The organism is Mucilaginibacter ximonensis, from assembly GCF_042686265.1.
In the GTDB taxonomy this organism is placed as follows: Bacteria; Bacteroidota; Bacteroidia; order Sphingobacteriales; family Sphingobacteriaceae; genus Mucilaginibacter; species Mucilaginibacter ximonensis.
This window is the reverse complement of the sequence record NZ_JBHUPD010000001.1, coordinates 191,042-207,431: the sequence shown is the minus strand read 5'-3', so window position 1 is coordinate 207,431 and position 16,390 is coordinate 191,042. Positions and strand designations below refer to the sequence as shown.

The window sequence follows — 16,390 nt, the reverse complement described above, 5'->3', positions numbered from 1 at the left end:
ATGAAGATATTTTATAAACATGCCACCATTAAACCCTTTTACTGGGCGCTGAGCGTGCTGGTACTCTTATCGGCTTGCAAGGGCAAAACCGATGCAGGCGACGAGGAAGATGCCAAAGTTGAAGCCATAACCCCAGTTACAGTAACAACCGTTAACGATAGCACACTGATTGACTATATTAACCTTAACGCCACTTCAACCTATCAGCAAAAAAATATTGTAAAGGCTAACGCCAATGGCTATGTGCGAAATATCAACATTCAGCCGGGTCAGTACATTAGTAAGGGTCAGTTAATGTTTACCATCAAAACAAAAGAAGCCCAAACTATTGGCAATACCATTAACGTGCTGGATACTACATTCAGATTTTCGGGCGTAAACAAGATTAAGGCCCCCGAGCACGGCTACCTTACCCAACTAAACCACCAAACCGGAGACTACGTACAGGACGGCGAGCAACTGGCTGTAATAAGCGACCGCTCAAGCTTTGCCTTCATTATGCAGTTACCTTACGAGATGCGGCAAAAGGTACAAAGCAATCAAAACATTGTGCTCACCCTGCCCGACGGCCGCAAGATAAACGGCAGAATTAGCGCTTTCATGCCTTCGGTTGATACCACTTCACAGACACAGGGCGTTGTGATCAGGATTGGTGGGGACAATACCATCCCCGAAAATTTGATAGCTAAAGCGCGCATAGTTAGTACATCAAAGCCCCATACACAGTCACTGCCTAAATCGGCGGTATTAACCAACGACACACAGACGGATTTTTGGGTAATGAAGCTCATTAATGCCAATACAGCGGTAAAAGTACCCGTTACCAAAGGCATTGACGTAGGTGAGCGTGTAGAGATCATCTCACCAAAATTCTCGCCTGCCGACAAGATTGTGGTTACAGGAAATTACGGACTGGCTGACACCGCTAAAGTTAAAATTGTGCAATAATGACCGGGCCAAAAAACTTCTTCATATCGCACCGTAAGCCGTTGGCCCTGGTACTGGCTTTGGTCATAGCCGGGGGGATTTTTGCCTATACCAAACTACAAACTTCGCTTTTCCCCGAAATCACCTTCCCCAAAATAAAGATCATCGCCGATGAAGGTTTGCAGCCTGTGGACAAGATGATGGTGACCGTGACCAAGCCGCTGGAAAATGTAGTAAAACAGGTTCCCGACTTGAAGGTGGTGCGCAGCACGACCAGCCGGGGCAGCTGCGAGATTTCTGCTTTTATGAGTTGGAATGCCGACATGGATCTGAGCATGCAACGCATCCAGTCGGCTATTGACCAGATAAAAAATGACCTGCCGGCCGACGTCAATATCTCGGTTCAAAAAATGAACCCCTCCATATTACCGGTAAGCGGCTATACTTTAGAGAGTCATAACCGCTCGCCTATTGAGCTGCGGCAATTGGCTACTTATACCATTAAGCCTTTTCTGTCGCAGGTTGACGGTGTTTCAGAGATCAGGATCATTGGCGGTAAGGTTAAAGAGTATTGGCTGATTTTGAACCGCCAGAAAATGAGCAGCCTGGGTGTAACGCCTGATGTCATTAGCGCGGCGTTGTCTAACACTAACTTTGTCAGATCGGGCGGATACCTGTCTGATTACAAAATGATGTACCTGGCGGTTACCGATGCCACCATTGCCAACAAAGCACAACTTGAAAACGTAATCGTCAGTAATGACCGTAAACGTATTATCCAACTCAAAGACATTGCAGAGGTACAGATAAATGAAGGGATTGAGTACACCCGTATTAACGCCAATGGGCATGATGGCGTGCTCATTGCCGTTATTAAACAACCAAATGCCAATTTGGTAGATCTGTCAGACGCTATGGCGCTTAAAGTTAAAGAGCTGCAAAAGCTGTTACCTGCTGATGTTACCATTAAACCCTATTATATACAGGCCGATTTTGTAAACGATTCTATAAAAAGCGTAAGCGATTGCCTTTGGGTTGGCCTGCTGCTGGCCATTATAGTAGCCGTAATCTTTCTGCGCTCCATAAAAGCCAGCACCACTATATTAATCACTATCCCGGTTACTTTAGGGCTCACGCTCATTGTGCTGTACTGGGTGGGTTATACCTTCAACATTATGACGTTGGGCGCCATAGCCGCGGCCATAGGTTTAATTATTGATGATGCTATTGTTGTTGTGGAGCAAATACATCGTACACACGAGGAACATCCGGACGAACTAACCCGGGTTTTGATACAAAAAACCCTAAACTACTTATTCCCGGCTATGGTTGGCTCGTCCATCAGCACCATCGTAATCTTTGTGCCTTTTTTACTGATGACGGGCGTAGCCGGCGCCTATTTCCAGGTATTGACTAATACCATGATCATTACTTTGATATGCTCATTCTTTGTCACCTGGATTGGTTTGCCGGTAGTTTACCTGCTGCTTACCCCAAAGCCAAAATTCACATCATCAGACAAAAACAAGCATCAGGAAGCTCACCATATCAGCAAACAGCGCTGGGTGCGCTGGTTTATACTGCGCCCATGGCTAAGTTTAACTATTGTAGCCGGGTTAATAGTAATCATTGCCGTAGTACCTAAATTGCTAAAAACCGGTTTCCTGCCCGATATAGACGAAGGTAGTATTGTACTTGATTATTCATCGCCGCCGGGCACCTCGCTTGAGGAAACCGACCGCATGCTGCGCCAGATCGAGAAGATCATTATTAAACAACCTGAAGTCGCCGCTTACTCGCGGCGTACGGGTACACAAATGGGTTTCTTTATCACTGAGCCAAACCGTGGCGATTACCTGATAAGCCTTAAAAAGAAACGGGATAAAACCACTGAAGAAGTAATCAGCGAACTCCGAAACAAGATTGCTTCAACCCAACCGGCCCTGGTAATAGACTTTGGACAGGTTATCGGCGACATGCTGGGCGATTTAATGGAATCGGCCCAACCTATCGAGGTAAAAGTTTACGGTAGCAGTCAAAGTGTATTGCAAGACCTCTCTAAACAAATAGCCGCTGCGCTAAATTCGGTAAAAGGTACTGCCGATGTTTTCGACGGCATTGTAATTGCCGGCCCTTCAGTAAGTATAGTGCCTGATTATGATAAACTGGCGCAGTATAACGTTACACCGGCCAATTTGCAATCGCAAACTGAAACTGCCTTGCAGGGTACGCTTGTGGGCAATTTGTTTGACAAACAGCAATTGGCTCCTATACGCATGGTATACCCGGGTAACCGTGGGCTTACCGTGTCGGGTGTTAAAGATTTAAATATCTTTTTACCCAAAGGCAATATGATCCCGATCAGTCGCCTGGCCGAAGTTGAACTAAAAGCCGGCGAGGCAGAGATTAACCGCGAAAACCTTCAGTCAATGGGTATCATAAGCGCCCGCCTGGAGGGCAGCGATCTGGGCACGGTTATGCCGGCTATTAAAGCTGCTGTAGCCAAAATCAATCTGCCGCAAGGCTACCATGTTGAGTATGGCGGCGCTGACGCCGAGCAGCAGCAATCGTTTAAAGAATTATTGATGATTCTGATAGCTGCAAGTCTGCTGGTTTTTGGGGTAATATTGTTCCTGTTCAAACAATTCAGGATAGCAGTTTTAATACTGCTGATATCTATCCTTGGCGTGTCAGGCAGTTTGCTGTCGTTATTGCTCACCAATACACCGCTTAATGTAGGCAGCTATACCGGCTTGATCATGATAGTGGGTATTATCGGCGAGAACGCCATCTTTACCTTCCTGCAGTTTAAACAAAGTGTGATAGACGGCGCCAAGGCTGACGATGCCATCATTTATTCTATTTCGACACGCCTTCGCCCTAAATTAATGACGGCGTTGGGCGCCATCATTGCCTTGATGCCGTTGGCGCTGGGGATAGGCGCAGGCGCGCAATTGCATCAGCCGCTGGCTATTGCGGTAATCGGTGGATTTTTAGCTGCTTTACCTCTGTTGTTGATTGTGTTGCCAAGTATGCTGCGCATACTGTATAAAAAAGGCGATGTAAATCCACATCATCACTTAGAAGAGCGTGGGACGTAATCTTATTTGTCGTTATGATCGCTGTGATAATTTCATATTGATAGCGAATAAATACAAGGTCTCTACAGAATTACCCCGGATATTTATCATCGGTACAAAACCTTAAAAAATAATCATGAAAAAGATTTTTCTCGGCTGCGCTGCCCTCTTGCTTGCCGGCCTTTCCCATGCACAAACCTACGTGCTTGACAAAACTGTAAACCTTACCGGCGACGGTGGGTATGACTACCTGTCAATAGACAAAGTGAACAACCGCCTGTATGTTTCGCACGGCACTATGGTGAACGTGGTCGACCTGGCTACTGAACAACAAATTGGCGTAATTGAAAACATGAAAGGCGTGCACGGCATCGCCATTGACAATAAAGCAAATACAGGCTTTATAAGCGACGGCCGGGCCAATGCCGTGGTAGCTTTTGATCTGAAAACTTTACAGAAAACTGCCACCATTTTGCTCACCAATGCCAACGGACCAGACGCTATTTTATACGACCCATATTTTGACCGTGTTTATACCTTTAATGGTGAAAGCAATAATTCGTCGGTAATTAACCCGAATACGTTAAAACAAGATGGCACTATCGCTCTCGGCGGCGCACCTGAATTTGCCGTAAGCAATGGCAAAGGGCTTATCTATAACAATCTCGAAGACAAGAATAGCCTTAACGTGATCGACGTAAAAGCTATGAAAGTGATTAAAAACTTTCCGCTTGCGCCGGGCGGCGGACCTACCGGCCTGGCGCTTGATTTGGCAAACTCGCGGTCTTTTTCAGTATGCCGCGAAAATAAGGCCATGGAAGTTGTTAACATTATTACGGGCAAAGTAGTGGCTACCGTGCCAATTGGTGGCGGCGTCGACGCCGTTGCTTATGACCCCGAAACCAAACTGATCTTCTGCTCAAACGGCGACGGAACCACAACTATCATCAAGCAACAAAGTGCTGACCAATATAAGGTTGTACAAACGCTGGCTACCCAAAACCGTGCAAAAACACTGGCACTGGACACCAAAACACATAAAATATATTTAAGCGTAGCTACCATGGAAGCAGGTACGCGCAGGCCCTTACCCGGCACCTTCAGGCTGTTGATTTATAAACCGAATTAACAGTTTTATAACTATTATGTAAAATTTTATAATTATTATTGGGGAATTGAGTTATTATAAAAAACCCCTGGGCCAACTTAAATTATAGATTGTATAAAATTTTATGACTAAAAGAACAGATTTTGTCTACTCGCAGGCATCAGAGCCGCACCGTATCCGAACGAAGAAAATTTTAAAAGAGTTTCCCGGTTTGCGGACACTGATCGGCAAAAATCCAAACACCATTTGGGCCATTGTTGGCCTGGTATCGTTTCAGTTAGTATTGGCCTGGCTACTTCGCGATCAATCATGGTGGTTGGTTTTTGGCGCTGCTTATTTACTGGGAGCTTTTGCAGATCACTCGCTATTTGTAATGATACACGAGTGTGCGCACCAATTATTATTCAAAAATCGCTCGGCAAACCGTTGGGCGGGTATTTTGGCAAACATGCCACAAATTTTTCCGAGTTCAATTTCGTTTGAACGATATCATATCAAACACCACTCTTTTCAGGGTGTGCATGAGCTGGACGCAGACCTGCCTAACCGCTGGGAAGCTAAAATGATTAATAATTCATTTATAGGTAAAGCGCTTTGGCTTTTATTTTACCCCTTATTCCAGGTTTTCCGGTTATCAAGATTGCGCGAGATTCAAACTTTTGATATCTGGATTGTAGCTAATATAGCGGTGCAGGTTGTATTCACAGCGGCTATTTATTATTTCTGGGGGTGGCATGCTTTAGCTTATTTGTTGCTAAGCTTCTCGTTCTCGGTAGGCTTACACCCGCTTGGCGCCCGCTGGATTCAGGAACACTACCTGACACATAGTGTTGAGCAGGAGACCTATAGCTATTATGGAGCACTGAATACGGTATCATTCAACGTAGGCTTCCATAATGAACACCATGACTTCCCTTCTATCCCATGGAACAAACTGCCTGAAATCAGAAAAACCGCGCCTGAATATTATGATACACTTTACTATCATAAATCATGGACCAAACTTTTCTTCCGCTTTTTGTTTGATAAAGAAATATCGCTGTTTAACCGTATCCTGCGCAAAGAGCGGGGCAAGGTAGCGCTCACAGACATTTCAAAGCCGGATGCTGAAATGGCAACAAACTAAAAACTAAACTAACAATAAGATAAAGGCTCCTAGCGGAGCCTTTGTTATTTCTACAAACTATTTTCTGTATCTTGCATTAAATATAATAGCATGTCTGCGTCTGAAAAAGCATATTCAAATGATAGCTCGACAACGGTTAGTTTAACCGAAATTGGGCAAGAGCGAATTCTGCAGATCTTGAATAAAACAGATAAAGAAAAATTTGAATCCTTCGTTGCCATGCTGCGTAGAAATGCCAAATTAAAACGGGCAAAAATCACTCATAAATAATATCAAAGCCTTCGCGAAACGCAAAAACCGTAATAATTACTTAACCAATGCGTTAAACTTATTTTCGGTAACTTTGCCAAAAATAACTCAGCCCCCAAAATGAGCAGAGCTAAAAAGTTAAACATACTCGTTCCCATTATATTCCTGTTGTTCGCCGGCGCATATGCACGGCATCGGTACCTGATTCATCAAATTGTATTGTCTGGCAACCTGAATGACAAGGTGATGGATGAAACTTCAGGCATAGCGGCATCAGGCATCAATAAAGATGTTTATTATGTACATAATGACAGCGGTGATACGAGTCGTTTTTTTGCCATATCGCCGGAAGGCAAACTCATCTCAACCCTTTATTATAAAGGCGACCCCAAAGAGCCGCTTGGCGCCAGAGACTGCGAAGACATTGCGGTAGGGCCCGGCCCGCTTAAAAATAAAAGTTATGTTTATGTAGGCGACATCGGCGATAACGGCGCCGTACGCAAATACCTGACGGTTTATCGTATACAAGAGCAGGCCGCGTGGACCAAAGGCGGTAATATTAATGTAGCTGCGGCCCCTGTTCATCTTAAATACCCCGACGGACCAAAAGATGCAGAGACTTTAATGGTTGATCCGGTACAAAAACTATTCTACATTATTTCTAAAAGGTCAGACACCGTTCGTGTTTACACATCACCGCTAAACTATAAACCTAACGATACAGTAGTAATGACCTACCGCGCAAAGCTATTTTTTAAGGGCTTCAAACCGTTTAAGTGGATCACCGCCGGCGATATCTCTAAAGATGGCACACAAGTATTGGTAAAAAGCTATCAGAAAGTTTACTACTGGAAACGGCAGGGCGACGAGCCAATCTGGCAAACGCTGCAGCGCATACCCGCCGAACCTAACTATCAGCAGGAAAAGCAAGGCGAAGCAATTGGTTTTACGCCCGACGGACGCGGTTTTTACACAGTAAGCGAAGGCGTGTTTTCGCCGGTATATTATTATCGGGTTCCTTAAGTTAAGTTTTTAATTTTCAGCAAAGAGCGTTTGCTTTGGATAAAAAAATCCTAATTTAGAATTATAACCCATTATGATATGAAAAGAAAAATACTGACCGCTGCATTGTTGTTTAGTACCGCATGGGCTTGTTTTGCAGCCATTACAGATTTAACCGGAAAATGGAAAGGCTCTATCGTTACCGCCGACGGTAACGAAGTACCCTTAACTTACATTTTTAAGGTAGACGGTGATAAACTGGACGGCGTAATACAAACCCCACAGGACGATCTTAAAATTTACGACGGCAAAATAACGAGCGACAAAGAGTTTACTTTTAAGGTTGACGTTAGCGGTGAAGCCGTAGTAAGCAAAGGCAAATATTACGGCGATTCTGTAATTGTTGAAGCCAATTTAGGCGGAGATAAATTACACTCCAAATTGCTTAGAATAGCTGCTTCAAAGTAAGGTAGCATTCAAAAAACATAAACTTAATATTAACAGATAATTTTAAATTAACTTATTGTTCACTTAATCGACCGGTAATTTTTTATTTACAAAGTGCGGCTACTTTTAAATAAAACTACCCAAGATTATGAAAACAAGGATCTTAACCACCGCACTGTTAGTATTTTGTAGTTTTATTGCCTGCTTTGCAGCAATTACCGGATTGAACGGCAAATGGGCCGGTTCCGTTAAAATCACCCAGGACGACGAGCTGCCGCTAGTTTACAATTTTAAAGTTGAGGGCGATAAACTGTCAGGCACCGTCCTTTCGCCTGACGGTAACGATTTGCCTATTGCCGACGGCGTTTTACAGGGAAATGAGTTTGCCTTTACTGTTAAAGCCGGCAAATACACCATTAACCACACCGGCAAATACTACGGCGACTCGGTAATTGTAGCCGCCGACCTTGAAGGCAAAACCTTTAAGGCTACCCTTAAACGTGATAAATAAGACCTCTCCCCGGCCCTCTTCAAAGGAGCGGGAGGTGAACAAACCAGTCTTATAAAAAAGCCTTCCCCTTTGGGGAGAGGTATTGCTTTTATGACCTCCAGCCACTACATTTGCGGCAATATGCTCAGAAAGATAACTGCCATAGTTTTGTTAGTTGCACTGGTTTCAGTAAATCTGTCGCGCTACTTTATCTATGCGGGTTTTGAGTTGAACAAGAAGTACATTGCCACCACGCTTTGCGAAAACCGGGACAAACCCTGGCTGCACTGTAACGGGCATTGCTACTTCATGAAAAAAATCAAGGCCGCGCAGGATGCCGAAAAGAATGACAGCCGCGAGTCGCAGAAAAACCTTTTCCAGGAGGTGTTCGTTTCTGCTGTTCTCGACGTGACATTCCACACCCAACTGCTGGAGGTTATTTCAACGCCTTATAAAGCTCCACAAGGCATAACCGACACCAGCACCATCTTCCGCCCTCCTCAAGTGGGTTAATTCCTTTTTCTTTACAGTTTTATTTTGTTTGATGACGATGCTATACGCCATTGGTGCGTGCTGTGGTCATCGCTATAAACTGTCATAACTCACAGATCTATTCATTTTTAATAAATCAGGGGTACTTAGTAGCAATTATCAGCACCACTCCGCAAAGCCGTTGTCATCCTGAGCGATAGCGAAGGATCTTATACGCTTTACCTATCATTTTGATAAGATCCTTCGCTAACGCTCAGGATAACAATCTGGTAGTGTTGATTCGCCAATTGCTATTCGGTCCGCACCCGACCACATATTTCTATGAAAAAATATTTTATATATTTTTTACTCAGCCTGTTTACGTCCGCGGCTTTTGGCCAGACCGTAACGAGTACTGTTACCGATGCTATCACGCACGAGCCGTTACCCGGCGCGATCATCAGCAATGATAACGGCATCACAAAAAAAACAAACACTAAAGGTCAGTTTACCGTTGCCCGGGGCACAATTCATGTTAACCTGGTTGGCTATAACGGCAAAACGCTGACTATTTCTGCCAATAATACCGTCATTGAGCTTACACCCTCAGCAGTCGACCTGCAACCGGTGATTGTATCTGCCAGTCGCGAAGGTGAGGCGAGACAGGATGCTCCTATCGCCATCAGCAAGATCAACTCAACCACCATCACAGAAACCAAAGCCACTGCTTTATATCAGCTTTTAAATAAAACAGCCGGCGTTTACATGGTCGACCTGGGAAATGAGCAGCATACTATGGCCATCCGTCAGCCTATAACTTACAATGCTTTGTATTTGTACATGGAAGATGGTTTGCCCATACGCCCTACCGGCATATTTAACCACAACTCATTGTATGAGATCAACATGAGCGGTGTGAAGGATATCGAGGTGATCAAAGGCCCGGCGTCTTCACTTTACGGCAGTAATGCCATTGGTGGTGCAGTGAATTTCATCACACAGAACCCGCCGGCTGTACCATCTGGCAATATCAGTTTGCAAGGCGATAACCACAACTATCGCCGTTTAGATGCCAATGCGGGCTTTACCTCGGGCAAATTTGGTTTGTATGTTGGTGGCTACACGTCGCACCTGAAAAATGGCTGGCAGGACTATTCAGATTTTGATAAACATTCCGTCAATTTCAAATCAACTTATGCGATGTCTGATCGCACCAAAATTACTGCTGGAGCGGCATACAATTACCTGAACACCCAAACGCCGGGTAGTTTGGATAGTGCCCATTTTTACAGCCGCAGTTATGGGGCAAATCAGCGCTTCACCTACCGTAAAGTTTGGGCCTTTAGAGCCAGCGCGAAACTGGAACATGCCTGGAATGAGAAAAACAGCACCTTCATAACGGCTTTTTACCGCGATAATTCGACCGCCCAGTTACCAAGTTATTACATTGCCGATGTGCGCGACAACCAGGGCAATTACGTAAGCAGCAACGGCCAGGTGAACGATCAGCGTTTTCACAGCTTTGGTTTACTGGCACAGCACCGCAGTAATTTTGATTTCCTGAACTCAAGATTGATTGCCGGGGTGTATTTGGACGACAGTCCGAGTTCATATTATGCGCAGTATTTAAATATTACCAAAGATGTAGCTAATAATTTTTACACGGGCTTTAGCAATACCGGAACCTATATTGATAATTATACGATTAAACTGTTTAATACGGCAGCTTATACCCAGTATGAGATCAACCCTATTGATCCGCTGCGCATTGTTGCCGGACTACGTTATGACCGTGTACATTACAACTTCCAAAACGGATTAACCGCCGGGACCAAATACAAACAGCAGGAAAGTAATGATTTTAATATCGTTGCGCCAAAATTAGGCCTGACTTATGATCTCGGCCACAACAAAGGCCTGTATGCAAATTACAGCGTCGGTTTTCAACCGCCCGAAACCGGCGATTTGTACAGCGCCCGCCAACTGCGGCCTCTGAAACAAGCCACCTTCAACAATTATGAAATTGGTGGCTGGCTATCGGCTTTGGATAAGAAGATGTATATCGAAATAAGCTTGTACGATCTGGAGGGCCGCAACGAGATTATTAACCAGTTGCTGCCAGATAACACCACGCAAAATCAAAATGCAGGTGCTACGCGCCATCAGGGTATTGAATACTCGGTAACTTATGCTCCGGTAAGCAGCCTGAGTTTTCGCTTTAGCGGTACCAATGCCAAACATACTTATGTTGATTATAGTGAGGTTAGAACCAATTATGCTACCAATACCAGCTACACCATCAACTATGACGGTAAACGCATGAACAACGCCCCAGCCTGGATTGCTAATTCAGAGCTTACTTATAAACCTTACTACCTGCCAGGTTTCAGAATCAGCGGCGAGTGGCAGCATATTGACAAGTATTACACCAATCCGGCAAACACCAAAACCTATTCTGGCTATAACATTTACAACCTGCGTTTAGGTTACGATATTAAAGGCGGCATGTTAAAGGGTGCAGGTATATGGGTTAATGCGCTGAACATCGCCAACAAATTATACGCAACCACGGTAACCAGCAACCAATATGGCGATACCTACAACGCAGGTGCGCCACGCACGTTTACCCTGGGCATTAACTACTCATTTACAAAAAACTGATATGAAAGAAGCTGCAGCGCCGGCCAACAGGGCCGCTAAACGTAAGTTTTATAAATGGCACCGCATTATTGGCTTAACAGCTTTGGTACCGGTAATTTTTTGGACACTGAGCGGGCTGTCGCACCCGTTCATGTCAAACTGGTTCAGGCCGTTTATACCGGTCGAGGTTTATAAGCAGCCCCTACAGAGCGAGATTAAACCCACGCTGAGCATTCAGCAGGTGTTGGATCAAAACCACATCGCGCAGCTTAGAAACTTTAGTTTGATAGGCTTTAATAAGACGCCTTACTATCAGGTTATCGGCACAGATAGCACCTATAATTATTACTCGGCCCTCACGGGCCGGGTATTACCCGGCGGCGACCAGCAATATGCCATTTACCTGGCCCGCTATTTTACACAAGACAGTACATCGGCCATAAAAAGCATTAAGCTGCAAAAAACGTTCGACGGGCAATACCAGCCCATTAACCACCTGCTACCGGTTTGGAAGGTGTCATTTAACCGCGCAAATGGCATGGATGTTTATGTAGAGACCGCGCAAAGCCGTATGGGTACCTTCAACAATAACCTGCGCAAAAACTTTTTGTGGTTATTCGAGCAGTTTCATACCTGGCAATTTTTGGTAGCTATTGGCGGCAATACCTTCCGCCTGGTGATAATGCTGGTGCTGGTAACCTGTATGTTTTTGGCGATGCTGAGCGGCCTGATCGTTTACGGCCTGTTTTGGAAAAACTTCAAATCGGTTATCGAAAAGCACAAGCAAAAAGGTATCGCTGATCGACGGTTTATTCACCGCTATCACCGGCAAACGGGGTTGACCATATCCTTCATTCTCTTTATGTTTTTAGTAAGCGGGGCTTTTCACATCATTGTTCAGCTACGCGAAACTGATCCGCAGAAAGCTGATTTTGGGCAGGTGATCAATCGCCCCGAACTAACAATATCCAATCTGCATCCAGCAGTAGCTGATAGCTTAATCAAACGTGTCGGACTGGCTAAGTTTAACGGACACACCTATTATCAGATCACCAATAAAAAGAAACAGATCATTTATGTAGATGCCGCTAACGGCGCCGGGCTACCCAACGGCGACGAGCAGTTTGCCCGCTTTTTAAGTAATTATTATGGCGATGGCAAAACTACGGGCGAGCCGAAGATTAGCCGCATTGGTCAGTTTGATAATGAGTATGGGTTCATCAATAAGCGATTGCCGGTACAAAAAATAGCTTACCCTAACGGCGAGAATTGGTATATCGAAACCACATCGGCCAAGCTGGCTACCAAAGTTGCGGGTATTGACCGTGCCGAGGGTTTGAGTTTTATTTTTCTCCATAAATTCTTTTGGATGACCTGGGCCGGGAAAGATATTCGCGATATGGTAAGTATACTGGCTGCTTTAACGGTGTTACTTACCTCTTTACTGGGTTTTGCATCCTTTATAAAAAACAAGTGATTATGAAATCAACTTTAATAGCAATAGCGTTTATTGGTTTTGTATTGAGCAGTTGTGGCAATGCGGCTAAACAGAAAGCCATCGCCAAAAAACAATATAAATATTACTGCATTATGCACCCCAGCATTGGCAAGGACAAACCCGGCGTATGCGCCAAATGTGGTATGCAGCTGGTGGAACGCGATGAGGATAAATAAGTTCAATTGTCATCCTGAGTGAAACGAAGGATCTTATACGTTGAAATTAACTGCGCATTTACATATCGCTTAAATAAGATCCTTCACTACGTTCAGGATGACAAATTAGGGTTTGCCCAAACAGCGGGGCTGATATTTTACTTTGCGGTTACCATGCTTAAAAACGGGTATGGTAACTTTGCATTATGAAACCGTCATGTAAAGCATGATAGCTTCATCACCTTAAAAAAATAAATTATAGTGATGAAAATACAAATTTGGAGTGACGTAATGTGTCCGTTCTGCTACATTGGTAAACGCCGTTTTGAGCAGGCCCTTGAACAATTTGAACATAAAGACGAAATTGAAGTTGAATGGAAGAGCTTTCAGCTTAACCCTAACCTGGTTACTGACCCTGACATCAACATTAACCAATACCTGGCCGATATTAAAGGTATCACCCTTGATCATGCCAAACAACTTAACGACCATGTAACCCAAATGGCTGCCGAAGTTGGCTTGACTTACGATTTTGATAAAGCGGTTGTGGCCAACAGTTTCGATGCGCATCGCTTTGCACATTTGGCAAAGCAATATGGCTTAGGCGACGAAGCCGAAGAAGCGCTTTTTAAAGCTTACTTCACCGAAGGTAAAAACATAGCCGACCATGAAACATTGGCGGAACTGGGCGCGTCTATCGGTTTGGATAAAGACGAGGTGGCACACACGCTGAAAGGTAATAAATACGCCATCAACGTCAATCAGGATATCGCGCAAGCGCAGCAATTAGGTATTCGCGGTGTTCCATTTTTTGTAATGGATATGAAATATGCCGTGTCGGGCGCACAACCGGTTGATGCGTTTACCCAGACCATCGAAAAAGCTTACAGCGAATGGACCGTAAACAAGCCGGCCAAATTGGAGATAGTTGAAGGCGATAGCTGTGATATAAACGGAAATTGCTGAGCAGCAGGAGCCGAGGGTATACGAGCTATTTAACAAAAATGTCATTTCGACCAACGGCAGAAATCTATACACAGATAGGCAAGCAAGGTGCTTCGCATATGTATAGATCTCTTACTCCGTTCGAGATGACATTTTTAGATTTGGCTCATTCCTCATTCAAATCCTTCACATTCGGATTCAAAACATATTCAAAATTTTCGTACCCATTATGAAAGTGAAATTTCAGCCTTGATTTGGGTACGGCAATATCAAGCGAAAGTGCCGCCAAAGTTTCCGGTAAAATATCACGTATCAGTTTCAAGTCGGTTACGTGTGGCATTTCAATATAAATGCCATCCTCTACTGCTTTCACATCCCATCCCGGCAGATTTGCACCCTGCAAAATCTCAAGCCATTTTTGTTGATATATATTCATCGTATCAGCTATTTTATCTACTTTAAAAGCAATAAGTACGCCAACAAATAACAGCATTATAATTTGACTTTACCGTAACATTAACTACTGTACATTTGTCTAATTAATCAAATGATTAATTTTTGACATTTACCAAACAAAGCTTATTAACTTTTTGTATTAAATAGTCAGGAAATATATTTGATAAGTGATACCTTTGCCCGCAATTAATGGACAACGCAAGCAGCACAAATCTTCAGACACAAACAAAAGCCAAAAAAAGCGGCTGGCTTACTAACTTTTTCATATCGCTTTACAAAATCCACAAGTTTATTATACAGTTCTTTAAAGAGGCTTTTGTACCTCCTTTTGAGTTCAGGGAAATTGTAAGACAGTGCTATGAGGTAGGTGTACGTTCGTTCACGCTGATATCGCTCACCGGCTTTATTGTAGGTTTAATTTTCACCAAACAATCCCGCCCTTCGCTGGGCCAGTTTGGGGCTACTTCATGGCTGCCTTCGCTGGTATCAATTGCCATTATGCGTGCCCTTGCGCCGCTGGTAACAGCTTTGATTGCCGCGGGTAAAGTGGGTTCAAGTATAGGTGCCGAGTTAGGCTCAATGCGTGTAACCGAGCAGATTGACGCCATGGAGGTGTCGGGCACAAACCCATTTAAATTTTTAGTTTGTACACGTGTTTTAGCCACTACTTTAACCATACCAATTTTAGCAACTTATACCGGCCTTGTTGCCATGCTGGGTGGCTATATTAACGTTGCTGTAAATGAAGGCACCAGTTTTAACACTTTCGTACAGCAATTTTTTGATCCGTTAACATTTACTGACTTTACGTCGTCGCTTGTTAAGTCAATAGTTTTTGGTTTCACCATCGGCATAGTAGGCAGCTACCAGGGTTATTTTTCAAACAAAGGTACAGAGGGAGTAGGCAAGGCCGCAAATGGTGCGGTAGTAACGGCCATGTTTTTAATTTTTATTGAAGAAATAGTAATAGTGCAGATAACCAGCTGGTTTCGCTAAATAAATATGGACAAGCCAAAGGCACCTATAGATTATAACAACCCGGTAATCACCATTAAAGGATTAAAAAAATCTTTTGAAGATTATCATGTACTGCGTGGTGTTGACCTTGAACTTTATCAGGGCGAAAACCTGGTGGTGCTTGGCCGTTCAGGCACCGGTAAGTCGGTTTTGATCAAGGTGGTGTCGGGTTTGCTTACTGCCGATCATGGCTCGGTTAAAGTTTTGGGTTGCGACATCAATAACATCAGCCCGAAAGACCTCAGAGAGTTGCGCGTACGCATGGGCTTCTCGTTTCAAAACAGCGCCTTGTACGATAGTATGACCGTGCGTAAAAACCTGGAGTTCCCACTGGTGCGCAACCGTAAAGGTATAGGCAAAAAAGAAATTGATGCCAAGGTACATGAGGTGCTGGAAGCGGTTGGCTTGCGCCAAACTATTAACCAGATGCCTTCTGAACTATCTGGTGGGCAGCGTAAACGTATTGGTATTGCAAGGACTTTGATATTAAACCCGGAGATTATGCTGTACGATGAGCCTACCGCCGGCCTTGACCCTATAACCTGCATTGAGATTAATGAGCTGATTAACGAGGTTCAACAGCAATACAAAACCTCGTCAATCATCATCACACATGATTTGACCTGCGCCAAACAAACCGGCGACCGGATTGCTATGCTGTTAGACGGACAGTTTCAACGCCAGGGTACTTTCGAGGAAGTGTTTGATACCGATGATAAGCGGGTGAAACCGTTTTTTGATTACAATTTTATAAAGTAGATTATCACAATATTACCATA

Annotated in this window: 16 protein-coding genes; 15 read left to right on the top strand and 1 reads right to left on the bottom strand. The window is 44.1% G+C overall.

Features of this window, described 5'->3' with window-relative positions:
- The 13 genes from ACFS5N_RS00930 (at position 1) to ACFS5N_RS00870 (ending at position 14,159) form a co-directional block, all read left to right on the top strand.
- Positions 1 to 948, top strand: coding sequence for an efflux RND transporter periplasmic adaptor subunit (locus tag ACFS5N_RS00930; RefSeq protein WP_377181259.1), 948 nt, complete (start codon positions 1 to 3; stop codon positions 946 to 948).
- Positions 948 to 4,028 (top strand): efflux RND transporter permease subunit, encoded by a 3,081-nt coding sequence (locus ACFS5N_RS00925; protein WP_377181257.1) that lies wholly within the window; start codon positions 948 to 950, stop codon positions 4,026 to 4,028. Before ACFS5N_RS00930 ends, ACFS5N_RS00925 begins: the two co-directional genes overlap by 1 nt.
- Before the next feature lie 115 nt (positions 4,029 to 4,143).
- Entirely contained in the window at positions 4,144 to 5,136 is a 993-nt protein-coding gene (locus ACFS5N_RS00920) for a YncE family protein (RefSeq protein ID WP_377181255.1), read from the top strand.
- A 103-nt stretch (positions 5,137 to 5,239) separates the two neighbouring features.
- Complete coding sequence (locus ACFS5N_RS00915; protein ID WP_377181253.1) at positions 5,240 to 6,241, top strand: fatty acid desaturase; 1,002 nt, start codon at positions 5,240 to 5,242, stop codon at positions 6,239 to 6,241.
- Between the two features lie 90 nt (positions 6,242 to 6,331).
- On the top strand, positions 6,332 to 6,511 hold the full coding sequence (locus tag ACFS5N_RS00910; protein WP_377181251.1) for a hypothetical protein: 180 nt from the start codon (positions 6,332 to 6,334) through the stop codon (positions 6,509 to 6,511).
- A gap of 99 nt (positions 6,512 to 6,610) precedes the next feature.
- Positions 6,611 to 7,513, top strand: coding sequence for a hypothetical protein (locus ACFS5N_RS00905; protein WP_377181249.1), 903 nt, complete (start codon positions 6,611 to 6,613; stop codon positions 7,511 to 7,513).
- A 78-nt stretch (positions 7,514 to 7,591) separates the two neighbouring features.
- Complete coding sequence (locus ACFS5N_RS00900; RefSeq protein ID WP_377181247.1) at positions 7,592 to 7,960, top strand: hypothetical protein; 369 nt, start codon at positions 7,592 to 7,594, stop codon at positions 7,958 to 7,960.
- A 127-nt stretch (positions 7,961 to 8,087) separates the two neighbouring features.
- Positions 8,088 to 8,450 (top strand): hypothetical protein, encoded by a 363-nt coding sequence (locus ACFS5N_RS00895; RefSeq protein ID WP_377181245.1) that lies wholly within the window; start codon positions 8,088 to 8,090, stop codon positions 8,448 to 8,450.
- 120 nt (positions 8,451 to 8,570) lie between these two features.
- Positions 8,571 to 8,942: a hypothetical protein gene (locus ACFS5N_RS00890; RefSeq protein WP_377181243.1), complete on the top strand. Its 372-nt coding sequence runs from the start codon at positions 8,571 to 8,573 to the stop codon at positions 8,940 to 8,942.
- Between the two features lie 300 nt (positions 8,943 to 9,242).
- Positions 9,243 to 11,561: a TonB-dependent receptor domain-containing protein gene (locus ACFS5N_RS00885; RefSeq protein ID WP_377181241.1), complete on the top strand. Its 2,319-nt coding sequence runs from the start codon at positions 9,243 to 9,245 to the stop codon at positions 11,559 to 11,561.
- Positions 11,488 to 13,017, top strand: coding sequence for a PepSY domain-containing protein (locus tag ACFS5N_RS00880; RefSeq protein ID WP_377181239.1), 1,530 nt, complete (start codon positions 11,488 to 11,490; stop codon positions 13,015 to 13,017). The genes ACFS5N_RS00885 and ACFS5N_RS00880 overlap by 74 nt, the downstream gene beginning before the upstream one ends.
- 2 nt (positions 13,018 to 13,019) lie before the next feature.
- Positions 13,020 to 13,214, top strand: a complete 195-nt coding sequence (locus ACFS5N_RS00875) for a heavy metal-binding domain-containing protein (RefSeq protein WP_377181237.1) — start codon at positions 13,020 to 13,022, stop codon at positions 13,212 to 13,214.
- A 243-nt stretch (positions 13,215 to 13,457) separates the two neighbouring features.
- Complete coding sequence (locus tag ACFS5N_RS00870) at positions 13,458 to 14,159, top strand: DsbA family oxidoreductase (protein WP_377181234.1); 702 nt, start codon at positions 13,458 to 13,460, stop codon at positions 14,157 to 14,159.
- A gap of 145 nt (positions 14,160 to 14,304) precedes the next feature.
- Here the strand turns inward: ACFS5N_RS00870 and ACFS5N_RS00865 are convergent, their stop codons facing one another.
- The gene (locus ACFS5N_RS00865) at positions 14,305 to 14,631 is read right to left on the bottom strand and encodes a hypothetical protein (protein ID WP_377181232.1); all 327 of its coding nucleotides are present in this window, start codon (positions 14,629 to 14,631) and stop codon (positions 14,305 to 14,307) included.
- A gap of 152 nt (positions 14,632 to 14,783) precedes the next feature.
- Here ACFS5N_RS00865 and ACFS5N_RS00860 point away from each other — a divergent pair, with 152 nt between their 5' ends.
- Entirely contained in the window at positions 14,784 to 15,590 is an 807-nt protein-coding gene (locus ACFS5N_RS00860; protein WP_377181230.1) for an MlaE family ABC transporter permease, read from the top strand.
- A gap of 6 nt (positions 15,591 to 15,596) precedes the next feature.
- Complete coding sequence (locus ACFS5N_RS00855) at positions 15,597 to 16,370, top strand: ABC transporter ATP-binding protein (RefSeq protein ID WP_377181228.1); 774 nt, start codon at positions 15,597 to 15,599, stop codon at positions 16,368 to 16,370.
- Positions 16,371 to 16,390 lie beyond the last annotated feature (20 nt).